This is a genomic window from Amycolatopsis balhimycina FH 1894 (genome assembly GCF_000384295.1).
In the GTDB taxonomy this organism is placed as follows: domain Bacteria; phylum Actinomycetota; class Actinomycetes; order Mycobacteriales; family Pseudonocardiaceae; genus Amycolatopsis; species Amycolatopsis balhimycina.
Genome location: NZ_KB913037.1, coordinates 8173141 through 8195325, shown reverse-complemented (window position 1 = coordinate 8195325; position 22185 = coordinate 8173141). Strand labels below are relative to the sequence as shown.

Genomic DNA, 22185 nt, shown 5'->3' with positions numbered 1-22185 from the left:
TGTCGTGAGTGTTTAGGCGGGTTCTAACCCGCCTAAACACTCACGACCCCCAGTCGAGGGTGAGCTGGGCATTGATCGCCGCGGCGGCCCAGGTCACGTACTCCTCGTGTCCCCAGCCGCACACACCCGTCAGATGGTCGTAAGCCTCGTGCGAGGCGATCAGGCCGATCGCGTCCGCAAGCCGGTCGGACGCAGCCATTCCCGCCGCCTCGAGCCGCTCGACGATCTCCGCGCGGCGGGCCAGCGCCAGCTCCGCGCGGACCGCCGCCACCGCCGGGTCGGCCGCCGCCGCGGTCGTGAACGCGCGCCAGATCGGCAACGACCCGCGCACCCCCGATGCCACCCGCGACACCACCGCCGGCAGGTCCGCGGGTCCGGCCGGGCCTGCCAGCGCATCCAGGTTCACCGCGTCCGGGTCGCCCGCGAAGCCGTCCCGGAACGCGGCGAGCAGCAGCTCCGGCTTGCGGCCCGTCTGCGTCACCGTCTCCAGGCTCACCCCGGCCGCCGCGGCGATCTGCCGCATGCTCGTGCCCGCGTAGCCGCGCTCGGCGAACAGCCGCCCCGCCGTCGCGATCACCTGCGCCCGGGTGCGCCGGGCACGGGCTTCCCGCACCGGTGAGTCGTAGCGCCGCCGTTCCGGTATCGTCATCAATTGGATGGTACAGCGTATCGGTCAATCAAGGGGGAACCATGGCCTCGGTACTCGTCTGCGTGCACCCCGCTCGCGGCCACGTCGGGCCGACCAAGCCGATCGTCGAAGCCCTGCTCACCGCCGGGCACGAGGTCGCGGTCGTCACGGGCGCGCGCTACCGGGAGACGTTCGAGAAGCTGGGCGCCGAGGTCAAGGCGCTCCCGAAGGAGGCCGACTTCGACGAGACCGACCTGGACGGCTCGATCCCGGGCCGGGCCGGCAAACGCGGCCTGAAGCTCGCGCGCTTCGAGCTGACCCACTTCGTCCGCGCGATGCCCCACCAGCTGAGCGTCATCGACGAGCGGCAAGCCGACGTAGTGCTGTGCGATCCGCTGATGATGGCCGGGCTGGCGCTGGTCCGGCGGGAGCGACGGCCGCGCGTGCTCACCCTCGGGTTCCTGCCGTTCATGCCGCCCGTCCCGACCGGCCCGCCCGGCCGTCTGCGCGGGGTGCCCCTGAAAGCGCTCGCGCCGTGGGTGCTCGGGCCAGCGCAGAGGCTGGCGAAAGACCTGCTGGGCGAGGACCCCGGCATGCTGTTCACGGACTGGCCGTTGCACAGCGACGGCGTGCTGCAGATGACCTGCCCGGGCTTCGAATATCCGCGCGCCGGAGCTCCGCTGCACTTCATCGGGCCGACGACGGTCAGCGCGGCGAGCGAGCACCCGCTGCCGCCGTGGTGGGACGACCTGGACCGCTCGCGGCCGGTGGTGCACGTGACCCAGGGGACGGTGGCGAACGACGACCTGGGCCGGCTCGTCGAACCCGCGATCGCCGGGCTGGCCGGCGAAGACGTGCTGGTGGTCGTGACGACGTGCGGCACTCCGCTGCGGCCCGGCCCGCTGCCCGCCAACGTCCGGGTGGCCGATTTCCTGCCCTACGACGAACTGCTCCCCCGCTGCGCCGCGATGGTCACCAACGGCGGGTACGGCGGGGTCAACCACGCCCTCCGGTACGGGGTACCGCTGGTCGTCGTCGGGGCCAGCGAGGACAAGCGCGAGGTGGCCGCCCGGGTCACCTGGTCCGGCGCCGGGATCGGCCGCGCCCGCGCCACGGCCTCGCCGCGGCTGCTGCGCCGCGCGGTCCGCGCCGTCCTGGACGACCCGCGCTACCGGAACCGCGCGCGGGCGCTGGCCGCCGAGATGGCGGCCGGGCCGTCGATGGACGACGTCGTCAAACTGGTCACCGCGAGCTGAGCGGCGGCGGGTAAGCCGCCAGGTAGGCCGCGAAGCGCTCGTCGACCTCCTCGGCTGTCAGGCCGAAGTCCGCCAGGCTGTAGCGGTGGACCGGTTTCCGCTCCCCGGTCCGGCTCGCCTCGTGGACCGCCGTCATCGCCGCGCGCGCCTCGCCGGTGAAGGTCAGTCCGAAGTGGTCGTACACAGTGGACACCGTGCCGATCGGGTCCGCCACGAAGTCCTCGTACCGCACGTCGTGGAACTGCGCCGGATTGTGCCGCGCGCGGGCCCAGCTGAATTCGTCGGCCCCCCGGGCCCACAGGTCGAGCTGCGACCGGCCGATCACGTCGCCGCGGAACTTCGACGACCAGCCGTCCGCCGCCTTCTCGGCCAGGCTGCACATCGAAGCCATGATCGTGCGCGGCGCCCGGTGCGTCTGGATCACCAGCGCGTCCGGGTAGTTCGCCATCAGCGCGTCGAGGGCGAAGAGGTGGCTCGGGTTCTTGAGCACCCAGCGCTTGCCGGCGTCCGGCAGCCCGATCAGCTGCAGGTTGCGCTTGTGCCGGGCGTAGGCGTCCGTCCAGTCCTGCTTCGCCAGCCAGCGCGAGTAGCGCGGCAGGTGCGCCAGGCACTCGAACGACACCGACCGCATCGACTGGCGCAGCAGCTGCCAGCACTCCTCGACCTGGTCCGCGGACATGTGGTGCACGCCCATGAACTCCGGGTGCTCGACGTGGTGGCGTTCGTAGCCGGCCTGAATCCCTTGGAAGATCGGATTGCCGGCCCACGTCTCACGCGGCGGCCGCGGCTGCGGGACCTCGGCGAGCCACACCTCGAGCCCCTGGTGCGCGGGGTCCTCGACGAGCAGCCGGTGCAGCGCGGTCGTGCCGGTGCGAGGCAGGCCGGTGACGAAGATCGGCCGCTTGACGCGGACGTCCGCATAGGCCGGGTTCTGCTTCCACGACGCTTGGCTGAGCAGCCGCGCCACCAGCGCGCCGCGCAGGAACGCCCGGTGCACCTTGTTGCCGAACGGCGTGAGGTCCTCGTCGGCCTCGTACGACTCCAGCAGCACGCGCAGGCCTTCGACGTGCTCGTCGTCGCCGAAGTCGCCGAGCCCGGTGAGCTTCGACGCCGAAGCGTGCAGGTCCTCGACGGTACCGACGTCTTCCCGGCCGGGGAGCATGGATCCTCCTAGTGGTGGTACTCGCCGCCGTTGACGTCGAGGCACTGCCCGGTGATCGCGCGCGCCATCGGCGAGGCGAGGAACACCACGGCGTCGGCGATCTCGTCGGGTTCCGGCAGCTTGCGCAGGTCTATTGTGGACGCTGTCTCCGCGTAGACCTCTTCCGGCGTGATGCCGCGTTCCTTGGCCAGGTAGGCGAAGTACCATTTGAGGTTGGGTGCCCAGATGTAGCCCGGCGCCACGGTGTTGACGCGCACGCCGTCCGGCCCCAGCTCGCTCGCGAGGCTCTGGGCGAGCGACAGCAGCGCGGACTTCGCGATCTTGTACGCGCCGAACGTGCGCCGGGAGTGCCGCAGCACCGCGGAGTTGATCATCACCAGCGAGCCCTTGCTCTCCTTGAGCGCGGGCAGGAACAGCCGCGTCAGCCGGAGCACGGAGATCGCCGCGGTCTCGAAGCCGGCGCGGACGGCGTCGAAGTCCACAGTGGCCAGATCGGTCAGTGGCGGGACGGCGAAGGCGTTGTGCACCACCGCGTCCACCCGGCCGAAGGCTTCGACCGCCTCGCTCACCAGGTTCGCCGCCGAGTCCGCGTCGTCGATGTCGGTGCGGATCGCGACCGCCCGGCGGCCGAGGTCGGTGACCTCCTTCGCGACCTCGGTGAGCCGCGACTCGGTGCGCGCGGCGAGCACGACGTCCGCGCCGGCCAGCGCGCTGCGCACGGCGATCGACCGGCCGAGCCCCGGGCCGATGCCCGAGACCACGACCACCTTGTCCCGCAACAGATCCGACACACTCACCCCAGCATCCGGGCGGCGACGGCGTCCTGCCGGGCCGCGATCCTCGCCGCCCACTGCTCCGGCGTCACCCGCGCTTCGGCGTGGTAAGGCAGCCGGTCGGGCAGTTCGTCCACCTTGACCACCTCGACGACCGGGCCGTCGTCCGGGCCGAGGTCGCGGGCGAGCCGCTGCCAGCGGATCTGCACGTACCCGCGGTCGTGGCCGGTGCGTTCCAGCCAGTTCGCGACGCCGGGGTCGCGCTCGCTGATCACGAACCGGATCTTCCCATCCGCGTCGACGCGGGCCTGGTCGGCGGTGAGGCTCGTCTGGTGGTTGATGTAGTCGAGCGAGACGTACCAGAGGCTGCCGAGCTGGATGCCCTGGTACGGCGCGTCCGCGCAGCGCGGCACGGTGACGACCATCGCCTCTTCGTCGCCGAGCTCGTAGTGCCCGGCCGAGGAGAACTGCGTGGTCAGCCCGCCCGGCGTCGACCGCGGCTCGGTCATCGTGTTCACCGGCAGGTCGTCGTAGAACCACTTCGGGAAGGCCAGGAACGTCTTGAGTCTGCTCAGCAGGATCTTGCCGGTGACGCCGTAGCGCTTGGTCAGCGCCGCGCGGTCCGGCACCGGCGGCGCCTGGCCCGCGGTGTCGACGCACTGGATGCGGATCTCGCCGCGCTTCTCCGTCGCCCAGTCGCTGTGGACCTCGCGGACGACGAGCATCGACGAGCCCTCGCCGAGGACGAAGTAATTCGGCCCCTGGTTCTCGCGTGCCGGGCCGAACCGCAGCTCGAAGCGGCCGTCCTCGCCGATTTCGATGGCCCGGTCGTCGAACGCGGCGAGGCTGTCGGGCACCACGACCGGCGAGTAGTCGCCGTTGAGGATCTGGAAGCTCAGGTCGGCGGTGGTCCCACGGACGCCGGTGACCAGGTATTCGCGGTCGTCGCGGATGTTCGCGTTGAAGTACAGCGTGTCCGGGTTGTCCAGGCCCATCTTCGTGTACGGCCCGGTCGACGCGGTGAAGTACGGGAAGTCGCGCTGGTAGGCCCAGGCCATCTGCAGCGACGCCCGGATGCTCCCGGCGAGGTAGTCGTACCCCTCCAGGAGGTCCTGCTCGGTCTTCACGTGCGGCGCCCCGGCGAGCAGCTTCTCGGCCTCGACGATGGCGTCGGCGAACGGCCGGGTCAACGAGAACTCGTTCTCGATCATGCCGGGACGGCCCAGCGGTTGGCGATGATCTTGAAGCCCGGCATGCTGTCGAACGACGTCATCGTTTCGTAGGTCCGGACGTACCCGATGTGCGATATCCGCCAGACGCCGTCGCTCTCGCGGCGGTAGGTGTCTTCGTAGAACGCGGCACCTTCGATGATCACCTTGTGCTCGGGCACGATCACCCGGTCGGTGAACGACCACCGCCCGGTCGCGGTGTCGCCGTCGACGTCGATCTCCGGCTGAGCTGCGTGATGCACGGTGATGATGCCGTTGCCGAGGCTCTGGGTGAGGAATTCGAGGATGGCGTCGCGGCCTTCGAACTGCTTCCCGTCCCCGCCCACGGCGTGCGTCCCGTAGTCGACCGTGGCGTCGGCGGTGAAGGTGTCGGCCACCTCGTCCCACAGCTTCAGGTCCACCCCGCGCAGGTACCGGTACTTCAGCCGCTTGATCTCTTCGAGTACGACCAGGTCCATGCCCCTAGCGTCCCGCACCGCTTGACCAAAGACAAGAACATGTTCTACTTTTTTCGGGTGTCCGTGACCTCGTACGAACTTTCGCACCTGGCCGCGCTCGAGGCGGAGGCCGTGCACGTCTTCCGCGAGGTCGCGGCGACCTTCGAGCGCCCGGTCCTGCTCTTCTCCGGCGGCAAGGACTCGGTGGTGATGCTGCACGCCGCGGCGAAGGCGTTCTGGCCGGCGCCGCTGCCGTTCCCCGTGCTGCACGTCGACACCGGCCACAACTTCGACGAGGTGCTGCGGTTCCGCGACGAGGCCGTTGCCGCGCTCGGCCTCCGCCTCGAGGTCGCGAGCGTGCAGGACGACATCGACGCCGGCCGCGTCGTCGAGGAGACCGGACCGGGGACCAGCCGCAACCGGCTGCAGACGGTGACGCTGCTGCGGGCGATCCGCGATGGCGGCTTCGACGCCGTGTTCGGCGGGGCCCGCCGCGACGAGGAGAAGGCCCGCGCGAAGGAGCGCGTGTTCAGCTTCCGCGACGAGCACGGCCAGTGGGACCCTCGGGCGCAGCGGCCCGAACTGTGGAACCTGTACAACGGGCGGCACCGGCGCGGCGAGCACATCCGCGTCTTCCCGCTGTCGAACTGGACCGAGCTGGACATCTGGCAGTACATCCGCGACGAGCGGATCGCGCTGCCGCCGCTGTACTACGCGCACCGGCGTCCGGTGGTCCAGCGCGACGGCATGTTGCTGGCGGCGACCCGCTTCTTGTCCCTTGTGGACGGAGAGCAGCCGTACGAGGCGACCGTGCGCTTCCGGACGGTCGGCGACGCCACGTGCACCGGTTGCGTCGAGTCTTCGGCGTCGACACCGTCCGAAGTGGTCGACGAGGTGGCCGCGACGCGTGTCACCGAACGCGGCGCGACCCGGGCCGACGACCGGATTTCCGAGGCAGGCATGGAAGACCGCAAGCGAGAGGGCTACTTCTGATGCAGCTGCTGAGGATCGCCACGGCGGGAAGCGTGGACGACGGCAAGTCCACTTTGATCGGCCGGCTGCTGTTCGACTCGAAGGCGATCTTCACCGACCAGCTCGCCGCCGTCGAACGCGCCAGCCGCGACCGCGGCGAGGACTACCCGGACCTCGCGCTGCTCACCGACGGCCTGCGCGCCGAACGCGAGCAGGGCATCACCATCGACGTCGCCCACCGCTACTTCGCCACGCCCAGGCGCAAGTTCATCATCGCGGACACGCCGGGGCACCTGCAGTACACGCGGAACATGGTGACCGGCGCGTCGACGGCCGACCTGGCGCTGGTCCTCGTCGACGCGCGCAAGGGCGTGCTGGAGCAGTCGCGGCGGCACGCGTTCCTCGCGTCGCTGCTCGGGATCGGGCACCTCGTGGTGTGCGTGAACAAGATGGACCTCGTCGGCTGGTCGCAGGAGCGCTTCGACGAGATCCGCGAGGACTTCCGCCGGTTCGCGATGAAACTCGACGTCGCCGACCTGACGTTCGTGCCGGTTTCGGCGCTGCACGGCGACAACGTCGTCCACCGCAGCGCGAGCATGCCCTGGTACGAAGGCACTTCGCTGCTGCACCAGCTGGAAGAGGTGCACGTCGCCTCCGACCGCAACCTGATCGACGCGCGGTTCCCGGTGCAGTACGTGATCCGCCGGTCCGACTTCCGCGGCTACGCGGGCACCGTCGCGGGCGGGGTGTTCAAGCCGGGCGACGAGGTCGTGGCCCTGCCGTCGGGGTTCACGTCGAAGGTGCGCGCGGTGTGGGGCCCGGGCGGGCAACCCCTGGCGGAGGCGTTCACCGGCCAGGCGGTCGCGGTGGAGCTGGCCGACGACCTCGACCTGGGCCGCGGGGCCATGCTGTGCCGCCCGGGCAACCGCGCGGAGTCGGCCCGCGAGGTCGACGCGCTCGTGTGCTGGTTCTCCGAACGCGCCGCCCTGACACCGGGCGCGACCTACGCGGTACGGCACACGACCACCGAGACGCGGGGCACGGTCGACCGCCTCGAATACCGCCTCGACGTCACCACCCTGCACCGCGACGAGACAGCGGAGTCGTTGCAGCTCAACGACATCGGCCGGATCCGGCTGCGCACGCGGGCGCCACTGCTGTTCGACCCGTACCGCCGCAACCGCGCCACCGGCGGGCTCCTGCTGGTCGACGAGCACACGGGCGACACGGTCGCGGCCGGCATGATCACCGGCGCGGTCGCTTCCCCGGTCGTCTGGCACACCGCGGCGGTGCGTCGCGAAGACCGCCCGACCCGGGGCGCGACGGTGTGGCTCACCGGGCTTTCGGCGTCGGGGAAGTCGTCGGTGGCGGTCGAGCTGGAACGGCGGCTGGTCGCGGCCGGGCGTCCGGCCTACCTCCTCGACGGCGACAACCTGCGCCACGGGCTCAACAAGGGCCTCGGCTTCAGCCCGGAGGACCGGGCGGAGAACGTCCGGCGGGTGGCGGAGGTGGCCCGCCTGTTCGCGGACGCGGGCGTGGTGGCGATCGCGTCGCTGATCAGCCCGTACGAGGCCGACCGGGCCCAGGCGCGTTCTCTTCACAACGGGCTGCCGTTCGTCGAGGTCTTCGTCGACACGCCGCTGGAGGTGTGCGAGGCCCGCGACCCGAAGGGGATGTACGCGAAGGCACGCGCCGGGGAGATCACCGGCTTCACCGGCATCGACGCGCCCTACGAGCGGCCTTCGTCGCCCGATCTGGTGCTGCGCCCGGGCGACGGCGACCCGGCGGCGATGGCGGCCGCGATCCAGGCTGTCCTCGACGATCTCGGCTGAAATTCTCTTGCTCGCACCCCTAAGGTAGGCCTCATGACGTCGGTCAGGCAGGTCCAGGTCACCTTCGACTGCGCGGAACCCGAACGCGTCGCCCGGTTCTGGTGCGAGGTGCTCGGGTACGTCGTCCCGCCACCGCCGGAGGGGTTCGCCACCTGGGCCGACTACGGCAGCTCGCTGCCGCCCGAGCGTCAGGGAGCCGGATTCGTCTGCCACGACCCCGAGGGGGTGGGCCCGCGGCTGTACTTCCAGCGCGTGCCCGAAGGCAAGGTCGTCAAGAACCGGGTGCACCTCGACGTGCGGGTCGGCACCGGGCTCGTCGGTGAAGAGCGGCTCGCCGCCCTCGAGGCCGAGTGCGCACGGCTGGAGACGCTCGGGGCGAAACGCCTGTGGCTCCAGAAGGCGGACGAGTACAACGAGTCGTGCCTGACGATGCAGGACATCGAGGGCAACGAGTTCTGCCTGGACTGAGCCCTGGCCGGCGTCCAGGATCCGCCGTCCGGCCACGTCGACGGCGAGCGCCAGGGCGCCCGAACTATCCCGCGGGCGTCACGAAGCCCGAGTCGTACGCGCGGACCACCGCCTGGGTCCGGTCGCGTGCCCCGAGTTTCGCCAGCACGTTGCCGACGTGCGTCTTCACCGTCTGGACGCCCAGGTACAGCTCGCCCGCGATCTCCACATTGGACAGTCCGCCGGCCATCAGCCGCAGCACTTCGCGCTCGCGCTCGGTGAGCCCGGCGCCGGCCAGGCCGTCGCCGGGGGACGCCGGCGCGTGCCGGGCGGCCAGCCTGCGGATCGCCGCCGGGAACAGCAGCGACTCCCCCGCCACCACGGTCCGGATCGCCGCCACGATCTCCTCCGGCCGGGTCCGCTTGAGCAGGAACCCGCTGGCTCCCGCGACGAGCGCGTCGTAGACGTAGTCGTCGTTCTCGAACGTGGTCACCACGATGACCTTGGGCGGGTTGTCCACAGTGGACATCAGGTGCGTGGTGGCCCGGATCCCGTCCACCGCGGGCATCCGCACGTCCATCAGCACGACGTCCGGGCGCAGCCGGGCCACCAGCCCGGGCACCTCGGCGCCGTCGACGGCCTCCCCGACCACCGAAAGGCCGTCTTCGCTGTCGACGATCGCCCGCAGCCCGGCGCGGATCAGCGGCTCGTCGTCGGCCAGCAGCACGCGCACGCTCATCGCCCGCTCCCCCACGGCACCCGCACCACGACCTCCCACCGGTCGTCCACCCGGCCCGCCGTGAGCTCGCCGCCGAGCACCGCCACCCGCTCGGTCATCCCGCGCAGGCCACGGCCACCGCCGGCCCGGCCCGCACCGCTCCCCAGCGGGTTGGCGACTCGCGCGAGGAGCTCATCCGCCGACACGTCGACGACCACCGTCACCGGGACCCTGCCGGCGTGGCGGACCACGTTCGTCAGGCATTCCTGCAGGATCCGGTACACCTCGCGCGACACGACCGGCGGCACGGCGGCCAGGTCGCCGCGGATCTCGGCCGTGACGTCGGTGCCGGTCGTTTTCAGCAAGGTCTCCAGGTCGGCCAGCGCCGGCTGCGGCGCCCGGCCCGCCGCCTCCTCCCGCAGCAGCCCGAGCACGTGGTCGAGGTCGTCGAGCGCGGTGCGGGCCGACTCCTCGATAGCGCCCAGCGCCCGTTCGGTGAAGTCGGGATCGGTGCGCAACGTCCGCCGCGCGGCGCCCGCCTGGAGGGTGACGACGCTCAGCGCGTGCCCGACCGAATCGTGCAGCTCCCTGGCCAGCCGGTTGCGTTCGGCGAGCTGTTCGGTCCGCCGTTCCAGCCGGGCGATCCGGTCGGCGGCGGTCGTCCCGAGCAGCCCGGCCGCCGCCCGGCGCAGCAGCCCGCCGACCGCCCAGACGGCGTAGATCAGCAGCACCACACCGAACGCGAAGACCACCGGGAGCCACGCCGAAGCCCAGCCCTTCGGCACGGTGATGTCTTGCCCCTCGGTGGTCCGCATGAGGTACCCGGTGAACACGGCGCTGATCGACACCCCGATCGCGACGGGCGCGGCGAGGCTGAAGAAGCTGACGCTGAGCCCGGCGACGACGTGCAGCAGGAACATCGTCGCGGCGTGCAGCCGTCCCTGGCGGGTGTGCGGCTTCGCGGGCGCGTCCGGCACCGGGTCGTCCAGCAGCTCGCGGATCGCGGTGGACTCCAGCACGTGCACGGCGGGCAGGAACGCGGTCCCGGCCAGCACGGCGAGGGTGAGGAGGCCGCCGGCGACCATGGCCTGTTCCAGCGTGGTGACGAACGGCAGCACCGACGGCACGGCGACCACGGCGAACAGCAGGTAGGGCACGCTGATCGCGCCGCCGAGGACGAGGTAGACCCAGCGGCGGTAGGTGGCCTTGCTCGTCAGGGGCCGCAGTACGCGCACCGGCCGATCTTCGCAGCCCGGCCCGCCGGGCGCCTCCCTCTCGCGGTGGAGGCAGCCCGCCCGCCCCGACGGCGTTTCCGCAAGGCCGCACCCGGTTCGCCGGAGGTCCTGAATGACTCATTCAGGACCTCCGAAGACCTGAATGAGTCATTCAAGACGCCGCGGCCGCGCGCGCCGGCGAGCCGCCGTCAGGCCTGCGCGTTTGGGCCGGGCTAGAAGGCGACCTTGCGCGCGGTGGTCTCCGCCGCGAAACCGTTCACCCACAAGGATTGCACCTTCGCCGCCTCCGCCGCGGACGGCTTCGCGTTCTTGCAGGCCGTGCCGGGGCCGTGGCCGGACATCAGCTCGGTGCACGGACCAGTGTAGTGGTCGGGCAGGCCGAGGTTGTGGCCCAGCTCGTGCGCGGCGATCCGGGTCGGGTCGAAGCCTTCGGCGACCTGGCTCGTGTCCAGGTAGATCTGGCCGCGCCCGTGCCCGTTCGTGTTCGTGTAGGAGCCGCCGCTGTGCACTTCGTGGAACACGATCGTGGCGCCCGTGCTCCGCTTGACCAGCTTCACGTCGGTGACCGCGGCGTTCCAGTTGGCCGCGCCCTGGTCGATCTGGGCGAGGTAGTCCGGCGCGCCCGAGGAGCTGTAGTAGAGCGTCGTGACAGCCGCCGCCGAGGCAGCCGGGGCGATGGCGAGCCCCAGGCCCAGCGGGGCGGCGACAGCCGTGGCCAGCGCCACGATCCGGCCGATCACGCGTCCGTTCATCGTGTCTCCTTCGTCCGATTCAGAGAGCACTTCACCGTGGTTCGAGCGATCAGGTTAGAAGGCAACCGCAGTCGCAGCCACGGCCGAAAGTAGTTCCCCTCGCGCTGCGCCGCCACCCCCGCCGCGTCGACCGGATCGGCGCCGCCAGGCGGAGCTCACCCTGCACCACGTCTTCGGCTACAACCTGCTCGTGATCAGCGCGCTGATGGGACTGCGCTGCTCTTCGTCGTCTTCCGCCGTTCCGGGCGGTGCTCAGTCCGTTGACCCGGACTCGGTCCCGGACCCGACCAGGAACAGGTAGTTACGCTCCGTCTTGTACCCACCGGTGCCGTACCGGTGCGAAACCGTCAGGAAGTAGAACCCGGATTCCTTCGGGGTCCAGCTCAGCGTCGCCGTGCCGTCCGGACCGGCCGCGACGGTGCCGCTCTCGTCCTCCGACGGGCCCGAGAAGGTGTAGTCGTAGCTCGTCACCGAGTCCGACTCCGTGGCGAAGCGGAACGTCCCGGCGACGCCGGGCGCCCCGCTCATCTCGCCCTCCGGGTACTCGGCCGAAGTGACGATCGGCTGGCTGAACACGGAGAACGAGTACGTCTCCGACCCCGAGAGCTCGCCGGCGGCGTTCCGCGTCCGGACGGTGAGCTGGTAGCTGTCGAAGCCCGGCGGATTCCACGAGAAGGAAGCGCGGCCGTCCGGGCCGACCGGAAGGCTCTTCTCCTCCCCGGCCAGCTGGTAGACGAACTCGACCGCGCCCGGCTGGTGCGCCACGAGGTCGAACCGGCCGGGATGCCCGGGGACGGACCCGAACTCCGGGAAGTCCGGCGAAGTGATGTCGGGCTGGTCGTGGACGTAGACGGCCCCCGAGCCCTGGCCGGAGGTGATCCCCGTGGCGGTCGACGCCTCGACCCAGACCGACTGCCAGCCGGCTTCCTTCGGCGTCCAGGAGACGACCGCGGTGCCGTCGGCGCGGGCGGGCACGGTGTACGGCCCCTCGTTGCCGGAGAACCAGTAGCGGTACTGCACCACCCCCGGGAGCCGGGTGCTGAACGTGGCTTCGGCCGCGTCGCCGAGGTATGCGCCCCCGGTGACGGTCACCTTCGGCGCCGCGTCGTCGATGGACAGGTGCACGGTCCGCTCGAGGGTCGGCGCGGCCGTACCGCTGTGGCTGCGGATCCGCATCTGGAAGTAGTCCCTGCGGTCCGGCGTCCAGGTGATGGCGGCCGTGCCGTCCGGCCCGGCCTGCAGCGGCTTGAACTGGCCCGCCGAGCCCGCGTTGATGTCGAACGCGTAGTCGTACGAAGTGACGCCCGCGGCACGCGGCACGAGGGTCATGGTCCGCGGCGCGCCGAGCAGGATCAAGCCGTCCGCGCCGGTGACCGTCGGCATGTCGTCGACCTGGAACTGGTACACCCGCTCCGCCCCGACGTACCCCGAAGCGGTCTTGCTGCGCACGTACAGCTTGTGGAACCCGCCGCTCTGCGGCGTGACGGTCGCGGCGCCCTTGCCTTCGGAGTCCGCGGGCACGTTCAGCGTCGGCCCGTCGTCGAGCCGGTACCGGTACTCGACGACGTCGGGCAGCGTCATCGGCGAGAAGGTGAAGACGCCCGGGACGCCGACGCCGCCGTCGAGATTGGTCCAGCCCTGCGGGTACAGCACCGACCAGACGTCGGGCCGCGACTCGCGGACAGAGAAGCCCGCCGACAGGTACGGCGAACGGTTGCCCGCGCGGTCGATCGCGACGGCGTAGAGGTAGGTCCACCCCGACTGCTCGGGCGCCCAGGTGACCGTCACCGGGCCGCCCGGGTGCTCCGGCGCCACGGTCTTCGTCCCCACCGAACCGAACGGCGAGATCGAGTACTCGTAGGCGACGACGTCGCCGGATCCGTTGGCACTGAAGGTGAACTGCCCGGGGACGCCCACGTCACCCTGCTCGCCGGGCACGTCGGTCCGGTAGACGTCGGAGGTCACGGCAGGCGCGTTCGGCACGGCACGGTCGACCGTGAAGTAGCACTTCTGGCTCCACGGCGAGACGTCGGTGCCGTCGTTCCCCCTGGCGTGCCAGGCGTAGGTCGTGCCTTCGGTGAGGTCCTCGCTCTTCACCAGCGCTTCGGAGGAACCACCCGAGTAGACGGGGACGTCGAGCACGCGGCGCGCCGAGGGGTCCTGGACCGGCCACAGCTCGTAGCGGGCGGTCAGCTCGTCACCGGCGTCCGGGTCGGTGAAGTTCCCGGCCATGACGACCGACGGGGTGAAGTCGACGCGGTTCGGGTTGAGGTACCGCCCCGGCGACCGGGGGTCGCAGTCGAACTTGTTGTTCTTGAGGGCGGTGGGCGCGGCCGGCGCGGAGTTGTAGGAGACCAGCAGGCCGACGTCGTTGGCGAAGTCCCGGGCGTAGCGCGGGTCGAACTCGCGCCCGGCCGGGACCCGCAGCTCCAGCGTCAGCCGGGCGTCGCCGCGCGTGGCCGCCGCGGCCAGTGCGGCGGTGACGTCGAACCGGGTGTCCTCGACGAGGCAGCCGGACGCCGGCTTCCCGGCGGTGGCGAGGCGCTCCAGCTCCGCGGGCGGCTTCAGCCACGACGATCCGGACGTGAACGGCGCGGTGCGCCACAGCTCGAGCGACCGGTACCCGCAGTCACCGGCGCGCGTCTCCTTCGCCGTCACGGCCGCCGAAACGACGTGCGTGCCCTTGAACCGGGCGACGTCGAAGGTGAAGAACGACCGGGCGCCCTTCGCACCACGCAGGGTCGTGCCGACCGGCGCGTCGCCGGCGCCGCCGGCGTGCGCGGTGGTCGGCGTCGCCGCCTCGACGTACCCCCAGGACGCCCTGGCTACGGTGGTGGACGGCACGAACCCGTCGGCGGCCGAGGCCGCCGGTGCCGTGAGGACGGAAATCGATCCGGCGATCAGCACAGCCGGAAGCAGGATGACTTTGCGCATACATTCCCCCAAGATGCTCGCACCGGTCTATCGGCGCGGCCCGGGAGACGTTACGGCCGTCAGGAACGGGGCGCGTACATGATCACCGCGACCCCGGCCAGGCAGAGGAGCGCGCCGATGACGTCGTAGCGGTCGGGACGGTAACCGTCCGCGATCACGCCCCACGCCAGCGAACCCGCCACGAACACGCCGCCGTACGCGGCGAGGATGCGGCCGAAGTGGGCGTCCGGCTGGAGCGTCGCGACGAAGCCGTACAGGCCGAGCGCGATCACTCCCCCACCGATCCACAGGAGACCACGGTTTTCGCGCACCCCTTGCCAGACCAGCCAGGCCCCGCCGATCTCGAGGACGGCCGCGGCCAGGAACAGCAGGATCGAGCGCAGAACCACTCCGCGATACTAGGCCGGTGCCGTTCACACTGAGTCATCCGGCCGCCGTGCTCCCGCTGGCGAGACACCCCCTGGTTCCGTCGGCGCTCGTCGCCGGTTCCGTCGCGCCGGACCTCTTCTGGTTCGCGCCCGCGCCGGAGGGACTGAACCTCTCGCAGACCCACGAGTTCACGGCGGTCCTCTGGCTCGACCCGCTGATCGCGCTGGCCCTGCTCGCCGTGTTCCACCTGCTGCTGAAGCGGCCGCTCCTGGCGCTGGCGCCGAAGCGGCTGGCCGAGCGGCTTCCCCGCGGCTTCTCGTGGCGGCGGCCGGGATGGATCGCGCTGTCGCTGGTCGTCGGCGCGGCCACGCACGTCGGCTGGGACGCCTTCACGCACGAAAGCGGCGGGCCGGCGTTCCTGCGGACTCCGATCGTCACGGGTGTCGACGTCGGACGGCTGATCCAGCTGGTCAGCACCCTCGCCGGGGCCGCGGTGCTCGTCTGGTGGCTGTGGCGCTGGTACCGCGCCGCGCCGGTGGCGCCGGCGCCGCCGGGCGTCCGCCACCGGAAGTCCGTGGTCGCTTTTCTGGCCGCCGGGACACTCACCGGCGTCCTGGCTTCCGTGGTGCCCTTTCTGGCCCAGCACGACCCGATGACCCGCGCGGGCGTGGTCGGCAACGCGACGTACCTCCTGGCGACCGGCGCCTGCAGCGGCTTCGCCGTCGCACTCGGCCTGTACGCACTGGCCTGGCACACGCGGTATAGGTCGTTATACGCCGGCCAAAAGCCGTGAATGGCACATTGAGGGACTTAGAGTCCCTCAATGTGCCATTCACGGCTTTGCAATGGTCAGACGGTGAAGCCGAGGGCGCGCAGCTGCTCGCGGCCGTCCTCGGTGATCTTCTCCGGGCCCCACGGCGGCATCCAGACCCAGTTGATCCGGAAGTCCTTGACCAGGCCGCCTGACGTCAGCGCGGCCGACGTCTGGTCCTCGATGACGTCGGTCAGCGGGCACGCCGCAGACGTCAGCGTCATGTCGATGGTCGCCGTGTTGTCCGGCTCGACGCGGATGTCGTACACCAGGCCGAGGTCGACGACGTTGATGCCGAGCTCCGGGTCGACGACGTCGCGCATGGCTTCCTCGACGTCCTCGAGCTTGGCGAGGTCGAGGTCCTGCGTCGCCGTGGTCTCGGCGTCGAGGTCGGCGGCGGTGCGGCCTTCACGGGCGGCCGTGGCGGTTTCTTCGGTCATGCTTTCTCAGCTCCACTGGTGGTCCGGGCGACGGCGTCCTTGAAAGCCATCCAGCCGAGGAGGGCGCACTTGACGCGGGCGGGGTACTTGGCGACGCCCGCGAAGGCGATCCCGTCCTCCAGCACGTCCTCGTCCGGCTCGACCTTTCCCTTGCCCTGCATCAGTTCCACGAAGGCGTCCATGGTGGTGAACGCTTCTTCGAGCGTGTGGCCGACGACGAGATCCGTCATGACCGACGTCGAGGCCTGGCTGATCGAGCAGCCCTGGCCGTCGTAGGAGACGTCGGCGACCTTCCCGTCGTCGAGCTTCACCCGCAGCGTCACCTCGTCGCCGCAGGTCGGGTTGACCTGGAACGACTCGGCGTCGAAGGGGTCGCGCAGGCCGCGCCCGTGCGGGTGCTTGTAGTGGTCCAGGATGATCTCCTGGTACATGCTCTCGAGGTTCACTGCGCCACCCCGAAGAACTTCTGCGCCTCGCGGACGCCCGCGACGAGAGCGTCCACTTCGGACAGATCGTTGTAGAGGTAGAACGACGCCCGCACGGTCGCCTGCGCGTTGCAAGCCCGGTGCAGCGGCCACGCGCAGTGGTGGCCGACGCGGACCGCGATGCCGAGGCTGTCGAGCACCTGTCCGGCGTCGTGCGGGTGCACGCCGTCGATCACGAACGACACCGTCGCGCCGCGGTCCTTCAGGTCGGTCGGCCCGATGATCCGGACGCCGGGGATGGCGCCGATGCCCTCGATGGCCGCCGCGGCGAGCTCGTGCTCGTGCGCCGCGATGCGGTCCATGCCGATGGCCGAGAGGTAGTCGACGGCCGCGCCGAGGCCGATGGCCTGCGACGTCATCGGCACGCCGGCCTCGAACCGCTGCGGCGGCGGCGCGAAGGTCGAACCCTCCATGCGGACCATCTCGATCATCGAGCCGCCGGTGAGGAACGGTGGCATGGCCGACAGCAGCTCGGTGCGCCCGTAGAGGACGCCGATGCCGGACGGGCCGAGCATCTTGTGGCCGGAGAAGGCGGCGAAGTCGACGCCGAGTTCGTGGAAGTTCACCGCGAAGTGCGGCACCGACTGGCAGGCGTCGAGCACGGTGAACGCGCCGACGGCCTTGGCCTTCTCGACCAGCAGCGAGACCGGGTTGACCGTGCCGAGCACGTTGGACTGGTGCGCGAACGCGACCACCTTGGTGCGCGGCGTGATCAGATCGTCCACATCGGACAGATCAAGGCGGCCGTCGGGAGTCACCTTGAACCATTTCAGCGTCGCCCCGGTGCGCTGGCACAGCTGCTGCCACGGCACGAGGTTCGCGTGGTGCTCCATCTCGGTGACGACGATCTCGTCACCGGGCCCGACCACGAACCGCGCGGCTTCCGGCCCGGCCGTGGCCGCGTTGCCGAACGAGTAGGCGACCAGGTTGATGCCCTCGGTGGCGTTCTTGGTGAACACCAGCTCCTCGGCGTCGGCGCCGACGAACTCGGCGATCTTCGCCCGCGCGGACTCGTAGGCGTCAGTCGCCTCTTCCGACAGCTGGTGCGCGCCGCGGTGGACGGCGGAGTTCGACGTGAACACGTAGTCGCGTTCGGCGTCGAACACCGCGGTCGGGCGTTGCGACGTCGCCCCGGAGTCCAGGTACACCAAGGGTTTCCCGTCGCGAACCGTGCGCGACAGGATGGGGAAGTCGGCCTTCAGGGCCGCCACGTCGAGTGGCAGAGAGCTGGCCGAGGTGGTGGTCATCGGGCCGACTCCTCTCATTCTCGGTGTGTACTGGCGAAAGTCAGAGCGCAGCGGGCTCGGGCTTGCCCACGTACTTGACGTAGCCGTTCTCCTCGAGCTCGTCAGCCAGCTCGCGACCGCCCGACTCGACGATCTTGCCGCCGGCGAAGACGTGCACGAAGTCCGGCGTGATGTGCCGCAGGATCCGGGTGTAGTGCGTGATCAGCATGACGCCGACCTCGCTGTTCGCCTTGTACTGGTTGACGCCCTCGGACACGACGCGCAGGGCGTCGACGTCCAGACCGGAGTCGGTCTCGTCGAGGATGGCGAATTTCGGCTTGAGCAGCGCCAGCTGCAGGATCTCGTGGCGCTTCTTCTCGCCGCCGGAGAAGCCCTCGTTGACCGAGCGCTCGGCGAACTCCTGCGAGATCTCGAGCTTGCCCATCTCCTCCTTGACCTCCTTGACCCAGTGGCGCAGCTTGGGAGCCTCGCCACGGACCGCGGTGGCCGCGGTGCGGAGGAAGTTGGACATGGACACGCCCGGCACCTCGACGGGGTACTGCATGGCCAAGAACAGACCGGCCCGCGCGCGCTCGTCGACGCTCATCTCGAGGACGTTCTCGCCGTCGAGCAGCACCTCGCCGGAGGTCACCTGGTACTTCGGGTGACCGGCGATCGCGTAGGACAGGGTGGACTTGCCGGAGCCGTTGGGGCCCATGATCGCGTGCGTCTCGCCCGACTTGATCGTCAGGTTGACGCCCTTGAGGATCTCCTTGGCGCCTTCGTCGGTGTTGACCGAGGCGTGCAGGTCCTTGATTTCCAGGGTAGCCATTTCTTCGTTTCCTAAGTCAGAGAGCGGTCAGGCGCCAACGGCTTCGAGCTCGGCCTCGATCGCGGCTTCGAGGCGCTCGCGCACCTCGGGGACGTCGATCTTCACCAGGATCTCGTGGAAGAACCCGCGCACGACCAAGCGTCGAGCGGCTTCTTCGGCGATCCCGCGCGACTGGAGGTAGAACAACTGCTCGTCGTCGAACCTTCCCGTCGCGCTCGCGTGGCCGGCGCCTTCGATCTCGCCGGTCTCGATCTCCAGGTTCGGCACGGAGTCCGCGCGGGCGCCGGGCGTGAGCACCAGGTTGCGGTTGAACTCGTAGGTGTCGGTGGCCTCGGCCGCGGCCCGGATCAGCACGTCGCCGATCCACACCGTGTGCGCGCCTTCGCCCTGCAGCGCGCCCTTGTACCCGACGCGCGACTTGCAGTGCGGCACCGCGTGGTCGACGAAGAGGCGGTGCTCCTGGTGCTGGCCGCCGTCGGCGAAGTAGACGCCGAGCATGTCGACGTCGCCGCCCTTGTCGGTGAAGGTCGCCGTCGGCGAGACGCGGACCAGGTCACCGCCGAGGGTGATCACGGTGTGCCGCAGCGCGGCGTCGCGGCCCAGCTTCAGGTGCTGCTCGGAGACGTGCACCGCGTCGTCGGCCCAGTCCTGGACGCTGACCACGGTGACCTTGGCGCCGTCGCCGATGACGAACTCGACGTTGTCGGCGTAGGTACCGGAGCCGACGTGGTCGAGCACGACGACGGCCTCGGCGAACGCCTCGGCGCGGACCTGCAGGTGCCCGTAGGCGACCTGGTCCACACCCGGGCCGTGGATGCGCAGCACGGACGGCTTGGACGCCTTCGTCTCCTTGGGCACCGTCACGACGGTGGCCTGGGTGAACGAGGAGTACGCCTGCGCGGCGATCCGGTCGCTCGGGACGCCGGCCTGGCCCAGCCGCGAGTCGTCGCGGCCGACGGTCTCGATGGTGAGTTCGGGGGCGGCGTCGGCTTCGAGGGTGATCTCTCCGGTGGCGGGCGCGCTGCCGTCGTGCAGGCCGCGCAGCCGCTTCATCGGCGTGAAGCGCCAGTTCTCCTCACGGCCGCCCGGGACCTCGAAGGCCTCGACGTCGTAGGAGGTGAAGCGCTCCGCGCGAGACGCCGCCGGCACTGTCGTGCCTCCAGAGCCGGCGGGCTCGCGTGCGCCTTCGCGGAGAGCCTCGGAAACGTTGTTCTCGGTAACCGACATGACTAGCCGACGGACCCTTCCATCTGGAGCTCGATCAGGCGGTTCAGCTCGAGCGCGTACTCCATCGGCAGCTCACGGGCGATCGGCTCGACAAAGCCGCGCACGATCATCGCCATCGCCTCGGCCTCGTCGAGACCGCGCGACATCAGGTAGAACAGCTGCTCTTCGCTGACCTTCGACACCGTGGCCTCGTGGCCCATGGACACCTCGTCGTTGCGGATGTCCACGTACGGGTACGTGTCCGAGCGCGAGATCGTGTCCACCAGCAGCGCGTCGCAGACGACGCTGGAGCGCGAGTGGTGCGCGCGCTTCGCGACGCGGACCAAGCCGCGGTAGGAGGTGCGGCCGCCGCCGCGCGCCACCGACTTCGACACGATGGTCGAGGAGGTGTACGGCGCGAGGTGCTCCATCTTGGCGCCCGCGTCCTGGTGCTGGCCCTCGCCCGCGAACGCGACCGAGAGGACCTCACCCTTGGCGTGCTCGCCCATGAGGAAGACCGACGGGTACTTCATCGTCACCTTGGAACCGATGTTGCCGTCGATCCATTCCATGGTCGCGCCCGCTTCGCACTTGGCGCGCTTGGTGACCAGGTTGTAGACGTTGTTCGACCAGTTCTGGATGGTCGTGTAGCGGCAGCGGGCGCCCTTCTTGACGATGATCTCCACGACCGCCGAGTGCAGCGAGTCGGACTGGTAGATCGGCGCCGTGCAACCCTCGACGTAGTGCACGTAGGCGTCTTCGTCGACGATGATCAGGGTGCGCTCGAACTGGCCCATGTTCTCGGTGTTGATCCGGAAGTAGGCCTGCAGCGGGATGTCCACCTTGACGCCCTTGGGCACGTAGATGAACGAGCCGCCGGACCAGACCGCCGTGTTCAGCGCGGAGAACTTGTTGTCGCCGGCCGGGATGACCGAGCCGAAGTACTCCTCGAACAGCTCCGGGTGCGTCTTGAGCGCGGTGTCGGTGTCCAGGAAGAGGACGCCCTGCTTCTCGAGGTCCTCGCGGATCGAGTGGTAGACGACCTCGGACTCGTACTGCGCCGCGACACCGGCGACGAGGCGCTGCTTCTCCGCCTCGGGGATGCCCAGCCGGTCGTAGGTGTTCTTGATGTCCTCGGGAAGGTCTTCCCAGCTCGCAGCCTGCTTCTCGCTGGAGCGGACGAAGTACTTGATGTTGTCGAAGTCGATCCCGGAGAGGTCGGCCCCCCAGTTGGGCATGGGCTTCTTCTCGAAGAGCTTGAGCGCCTTCAGTCGCGCTTCGCGCATCCACTCCGGCTCGGACTTCTTCCCGGAGATGTCGGTGACGACATCTTCGTTCAGCCCGCGACGGGCGCTGGCGCCCGCCTCGTCGGAGTCGGCCCAGCCGAACGCGTACTTGCCAAGGGACTCGATGGTCTCTTCCTGGCTCAGTGGCGCGGTGGTGGGAGTGCGCTGCTCGGCAGCGGCAGTCATGCGGGTTTCCCTCCATTCGGGATCCGTGCTTCGCGCCCGGTGAGCTGCCCTTGGGCCGCCCTCGGACGCTTTGTGCTTCCCGGCTCGGGATGGGCCGGGTGACCCGCCGAAGCGGGTACGTGGGTGGTGCACGCGGAATCACCGCGTGCGATGGTCGCCAGCCGCTGGACGTGGGTGCCCAGCAGCTGCGCGAACGCCTCGGTCTCGGCCTCGCACAGCTGCGGGAACTCCGCGGCCACGTGGGCGACCGGACAGTGGTGCTGGCAGAGCTGCGCGCCGACATTTTGGCCAGGGGCCGGGACGTTCTGACCAGGAGCCGGGGCGCCGATCTGGCGGGTCGACGCAGCGTAGCCTTCCCTGCTCAGCGCGGTCGCGAGGGCCTCCGCGCGCGCCGCCGGATCACCCGGCTCGGTGATCGCGGAGCGGTGCGGACCGACCAGCTTCTCGATGCGTTGCTCGGCGAAGGCGCGGACAGCGCCTTCGCCGGCGTGCTCAGCGAGGAAGCGGATCGCGGAGACGGCCAGGTCGTCGTAGGCGTGGCCGAAGCGGGCGCGGCCGGGCTCGGTCAGCAGGAAGAGCTTCGCCGGGCGGCCCCGGCCCCGGGGCCCGCGGCGCGGCGCGTCCCGCGTCTCGGCTTCGCCATCCGCGAGAAGCGCGTCCAGGTGCCGGCGGACCGCGGTAGGGCTGATCCCGAGCTGCTCGGCGACCACGACGGCGGTCATGGGACCCTGTTCCAGCAGCAGCCGGGCGACCTCCTGGCGGGTCTTGCCCTCGGCGCTGACCTGCGACGGGACGTGCGGATGCAGGGCACGCGGCATGTCGCCGCCCGCCGGATCCCCTGCCTCCGTCTTTTTCACAACACAAGTGTGTCTTATTTCCCCGCGGTCGGCAAAGGCGGGGTGTCCGGCAGTGACCCGACTCACGCCGGGGCGGCACCGATACCCTGCAGACGTGGCCGTGGGTGAACAG

22 protein-coding genes are annotated in these 22185 nt (G+C 70.4%); 5 read left to right on the top strand and 17 right to left on the bottom strand.

Annotation, left to right across the window (positions count from 1 at the left end; genetic code table 11):
• Positions 1–40: 40 nt before the first annotated feature.
• Entirely contained in the window at positions 41–649 is a 609-nt protein-coding gene (locus tag A3CE_RS0137875; protein WP_020645316.1) for a TetR/AcrR family transcriptional regulator, read from the bottom strand.
• 41 nt (positions 650–690) lie between these two features.
• Between A3CE_RS0137875 and A3CE_RS0137870 the strand changes: the two genes are divergently transcribed.
• Positions 691–1884, top strand: coding sequence for a glycosyltransferase (locus A3CE_RS0137870; RefSeq protein WP_020645315.1), 1194 nt, complete (start codon positions 691–693; stop codon positions 1882–1884).
• Here the strand turns inward: A3CE_RS0137870 and A3CE_RS0137865 are convergent.
• Genes A3CE_RS0137865 through A3CE_RS0137850 form a run of 4 tightly spaced genes read right to left on the bottom strand, consistent with a single transcriptional unit; the run spans position 1871 to position 5506 of the window.
• The gene (locus A3CE_RS0137865) at positions 1871–3046 is read right to left on the bottom strand and encodes a sulfotransferase family protein (protein WP_020645314.1); all 1176 of its coding nucleotides are present in this window, start codon (positions 3044–3046) and stop codon (positions 1871–1873) included. The genes A3CE_RS0137870 and A3CE_RS0137865 overlap by 14 nt on opposite strands.
• Before the next feature lie 8 nt (positions 3047–3054).
• The gene (locus A3CE_RS0137860; RefSeq protein ID WP_376741639.1) at positions 3055–3837 is read right to left on the bottom strand and encodes an SDR family oxidoreductase; all 783 of its coding nucleotides are present in this window, start codon (positions 3835–3837) and stop codon (positions 3055–3057) included.
• 2 nt (positions 3838–3839) lie between these two features.
• Positions 3840–5030 carry a hypothetical protein gene (locus A3CE_RS0137855; RefSeq protein ID WP_020645312.1) on the bottom strand — a complete coding sequence of 397 codons (1191 nt, stop codon included), beginning with the start codon at positions 5028–5030 and terminating at the stop codon, positions 3840–3842.
• On the bottom strand, positions 5027–5506 hold the full coding sequence (locus tag A3CE_RS0137850; RefSeq protein ID WP_020645311.1) for a nuclear transport factor 2 family protein: 480 nt from the start codon (positions 5504–5506) through the stop codon (positions 5027–5029). The genes A3CE_RS0137855 and A3CE_RS0137850 overlap by 4 nt, the downstream gene beginning before the upstream one ends.
• Before the next feature lie 39 nt (positions 5507–5545).
• On the opposite strand from A3CE_RS0137850, the gene cysD reads away from it, so the two are divergent.
• From cysD to A3CE_RS0137835, 3 genes are read left to right on the top strand one after another with little or no spacing between them, the layout of a single operon-like run.
• On the top strand, positions 5546–6478 hold the full coding sequence (gene cysD, locus A3CE_RS0137845) for a sulfate adenylyltransferase subunit CysD (RefSeq protein WP_026469249.1): 933 nt from the start codon (positions 5546–5548) through the stop codon (positions 6476–6478).
• Positions 6478–8289: an adenylyl-sulfate kinase gene (gene cysC / locus A3CE_RS0137840; RefSeq protein ID WP_020645309.1), complete on the top strand. Its 1812-nt coding sequence runs from the start codon at positions 6478–6480 to the stop codon at positions 8287–8289. Before cysD ends, cysC begins: the two co-directional genes overlap by 1 nt.
• 33 nt (positions 8290–8322) lie before the next feature.
• On the top strand, positions 8323–8757 hold the full coding sequence (locus A3CE_RS0137835) for a VOC family protein (protein ID WP_020645308.1): 435 nt from the start codon (positions 8323–8325) through the stop codon (positions 8755–8757).
• Between the two features lie 64 nt (positions 8758–8821).
• Here A3CE_RS0137835 and A3CE_RS0137830 read toward each other — a convergent pair whose 3' ends face one another.
• The 5 genes from A3CE_RS0137830 to A3CE_RS0137810 all read right to left on the bottom strand — a co-directional run bounded on the left by A3CE_RS0137830 (position 8822) and on the right by A3CE_RS0137810 (position 14764).
• A complete protein-coding gene (locus A3CE_RS0137830; protein WP_026469248.1) occupies positions 8822–9475 on the bottom strand; it encodes a response regulator in 654 nt (217 codons plus the stop codon).
• Positions 9472–10689 (bottom strand): sensor histidine kinase, encoded by a 1218-nt coding sequence (locus A3CE_RS0137825; protein WP_020645306.1) that lies wholly within the window; start codon positions 10687–10689, stop codon positions 9472–9474. The genes A3CE_RS0137830 and A3CE_RS0137825 overlap by 4 nt, the downstream gene beginning before the upstream one ends.
• 212 nt (positions 10690–10901) lie before the next feature.
• Positions 10902–11441, bottom strand: a complete 540-nt coding sequence (locus A3CE_RS0137820) for a snapalysin family zinc-dependent metalloprotease (RefSeq protein ID WP_020645305.1) — start codon at positions 11439–11441, stop codon at positions 10902–10904.
• 252 nt (positions 11442–11693) lie between these two features.
• Positions 11694–14375: a hypothetical protein gene (locus A3CE_RS0137815; RefSeq protein WP_020645304.1), complete on the bottom strand. Its 2682-nt coding sequence runs from the start codon at positions 14373–14375 to the stop codon at positions 11694–11696.
• Between the two features lie 59 nt (positions 14376–14434).
• On the bottom strand, positions 14435–14764 hold the full coding sequence (locus A3CE_RS0137810) for a YnfA family protein (protein ID WP_020645303.1): 330 nt from the start codon (positions 14762–14764) through the stop codon (positions 14435–14437).
• A gap of 17 nt (positions 14765–14781) precedes the next feature.
• Here A3CE_RS0137810 and A3CE_RS0137805 point away from each other — a divergent pair, with 17 nt between their 5' ends.
• Positions 14782–15537: a DUF4184 family protein gene (locus A3CE_RS0137805; RefSeq protein WP_020645302.1), complete on the top strand. Its 756-nt coding sequence runs from the start codon at positions 14782–14784 to the stop codon at positions 15535–15537.
• Positions 15538–15593: 56 nt separating this feature from the next.
• On the opposite strand, the gene A3CE_RS0137800 is transcribed toward A3CE_RS0137805, so the two are convergent.
• From A3CE_RS0137800 to A3CE_RS0137770, 7 genes are read right to left on the bottom strand one after another with little or no spacing between them, the layout of a single operon-like run.
• Entirely contained in the window at positions 15594–15995 is a 402-nt protein-coding gene (locus A3CE_RS0137800) for a metal-sulfur cluster assembly factor (RefSeq protein ID WP_020645301.1), read from the bottom strand.
• Positions 15992–16441, bottom strand: a complete 450-nt coding sequence (gene sufU, locus A3CE_RS0137795; protein ID WP_020645300.1) for a Fe-S cluster assembly sulfur transfer protein SufU — start codon at positions 16439–16441, stop codon at positions 15992–15994. The genes A3CE_RS0137800 and sufU overlap by 4 nt, the downstream gene beginning before the upstream one ends.
• Positions 16438–17727 carry a cysteine desulfurase gene (locus A3CE_RS0137790; protein WP_020645299.1) on the bottom strand — a complete coding sequence of 430 codons (1290 nt, stop codon included), beginning with the start codon at positions 17725–17727 and terminating at the stop codon, positions 16438–16440. The genes sufU and A3CE_RS0137790 overlap by 4 nt, the downstream gene beginning before the upstream one ends.
• A gap of 40 nt (positions 17728–17767) precedes the next feature.
• The gene (gene sufC / locus A3CE_RS0137785; protein ID WP_020645298.1) at positions 17768–18538 is read right to left on the bottom strand and encodes a Fe-S cluster assembly ATPase SufC; all 771 of its coding nucleotides are present in this window, start codon (positions 18536–18538) and stop codon (positions 17768–17770) included.
• Between the two features lie 27 nt (positions 18539–18565).
• Positions 18566–19765, bottom strand: a complete 1200-nt coding sequence (gene sufD, locus A3CE_RS0137780) for a Fe-S cluster assembly protein SufD (protein ID WP_026469247.1) — start codon at positions 19763–19765, stop codon at positions 18566–18568.
• Between the two features lie 2 nt (positions 19766–19767).
• Positions 19768–21216 (bottom strand): Fe-S cluster assembly protein SufB, encoded by a 1449-nt coding sequence (gene sufB, locus A3CE_RS0137775; protein ID WP_020645296.1) that lies wholly within the window; start codon positions 21214–21216, stop codon positions 19768–19770.
• Positions 21213–22034 carry a helix-turn-helix transcriptional regulator gene (locus A3CE_RS0137770; RefSeq protein ID WP_020645295.1) on the bottom strand — a complete coding sequence of 274 codons (822 nt, stop codon included), beginning with the start codon at positions 22032–22034 and terminating at the stop codon, positions 21213–21215. Before A3CE_RS0137770 ends, sufB begins: the two co-directional genes overlap by 4 nt.
• Positions 22035–22185 lie beyond the last annotated feature (151 nt).

Bases quoted from the DNA above. Each gene is read 5' to 3' on its own strand.
- sufD (WP_026469247.1), bottom strand. From the start codon at position 19,765: ATGTCGGTTACCGAGAACAACGTTTCCGAGGCTCTCCGCGAAGGCGCA.
- A3CE_RS0137870 (WP_020645315.1), top strand. From the start codon at position 691: ATGGCCTCGGTACTCGTCTGCGTGCACCCCGCTCGCGGCCACGTCGGG.
- A3CE_RS0137820 (WP_020645305.1), bottom strand. From the start codon at position 11,441: ATGAACGGACGCGTGATCGGCCGGATCGTGGCGCTGGCCACGGCTGTC.
- A3CE_RS0137770 (WP_020645295.1), bottom strand. From the start codon at position 22,034: ATGCCGCGTGCCCTGCATCCGCACGTCCCGTCGCAGGTCAGCGCCGAG.
- A3CE_RS0137855 (WP_020645312.1), bottom strand. From the start codon at position 5,030: ATGATCGAGAACGAGTTCTCGTTGACCCGGCCGTTCGCCGACGCCATC.
- A3CE_RS0137790 (WP_020645299.1), bottom strand. From the start codon at position 17,727: ATGACCACCACCTCGGCCAGCTCTCTGCCACTCGACGTGGCGGCCCTG.
- A3CE_RS0137850 (WP_020645311.1), bottom strand. From the start codon at position 5,506: ATGGACCTGGTCGTACTCGAAGAGATCAAGCGGCTGAAGTACCGGTAC.
- sufC (WP_020645298.1), bottom strand. From the start codon at position 18,538: ATGGCTACCCTGGAAATCAAGGACCTGCACGCCTCGGTCAACACCGAC.
- A3CE_RS0137875 (WP_020645316.1), bottom strand. From the start codon at position 649: ATGACGATACCGGAACGGCGGCGCTACGACTCACCGGTGCGGGAAGCC.
- A3CE_RS0137865 (WP_020645314.1), bottom strand. From the start codon at position 3,046: ATGCTCCCCGGCCGGGAAGACGTCGGTACCGTCGAGGACCTGCACGCT.
- sufB (WP_020645296.1), bottom strand. From the start codon at position 21,216: ATGACTGCCGCTGCCGAGCAGCGCACTCCCACCACCGCGCCACTGAGC.
- cysD (WP_026469249.1), top strand. From the start codon at position 5,546: ATGTTCTACTTTTTTCGGGTGTCCGTGACCTCGTACGAACTTTCGCAC.
- A3CE_RS0137830 (WP_026469248.1), bottom strand. From the start codon at position 9,475: ATGAGCGTGCGCGTGCTGCTGGCCGACGACGAGCCGCTGATCCGCGCC.
- cysC (WP_020645309.1), top strand. From the start codon at position 6,478: ATGCAGCTGCTGAGGATCGCCACGGCGGGAAGCGTGGACGACGGCAAG.
- A3CE_RS0137835 (WP_020645308.1), top strand. From the start codon at position 8,323: ATGACGTCGGTCAGGCAGGTCCAGGTCACCTTCGACTGCGCGGAACCC.
- A3CE_RS0137815 (WP_020645304.1), bottom strand. From the start codon at position 14,375: ATGCGCAAAGTCATCCTGCTTCCGGCTGTGCTGATCGCCGGATCGATT.
- A3CE_RS0137800 (WP_020645301.1), bottom strand. From the start codon at position 15,995: ATGACCGAAGAAACCGCCACGGCCGCCCGTGAAGGCCGCACCGCCGCC.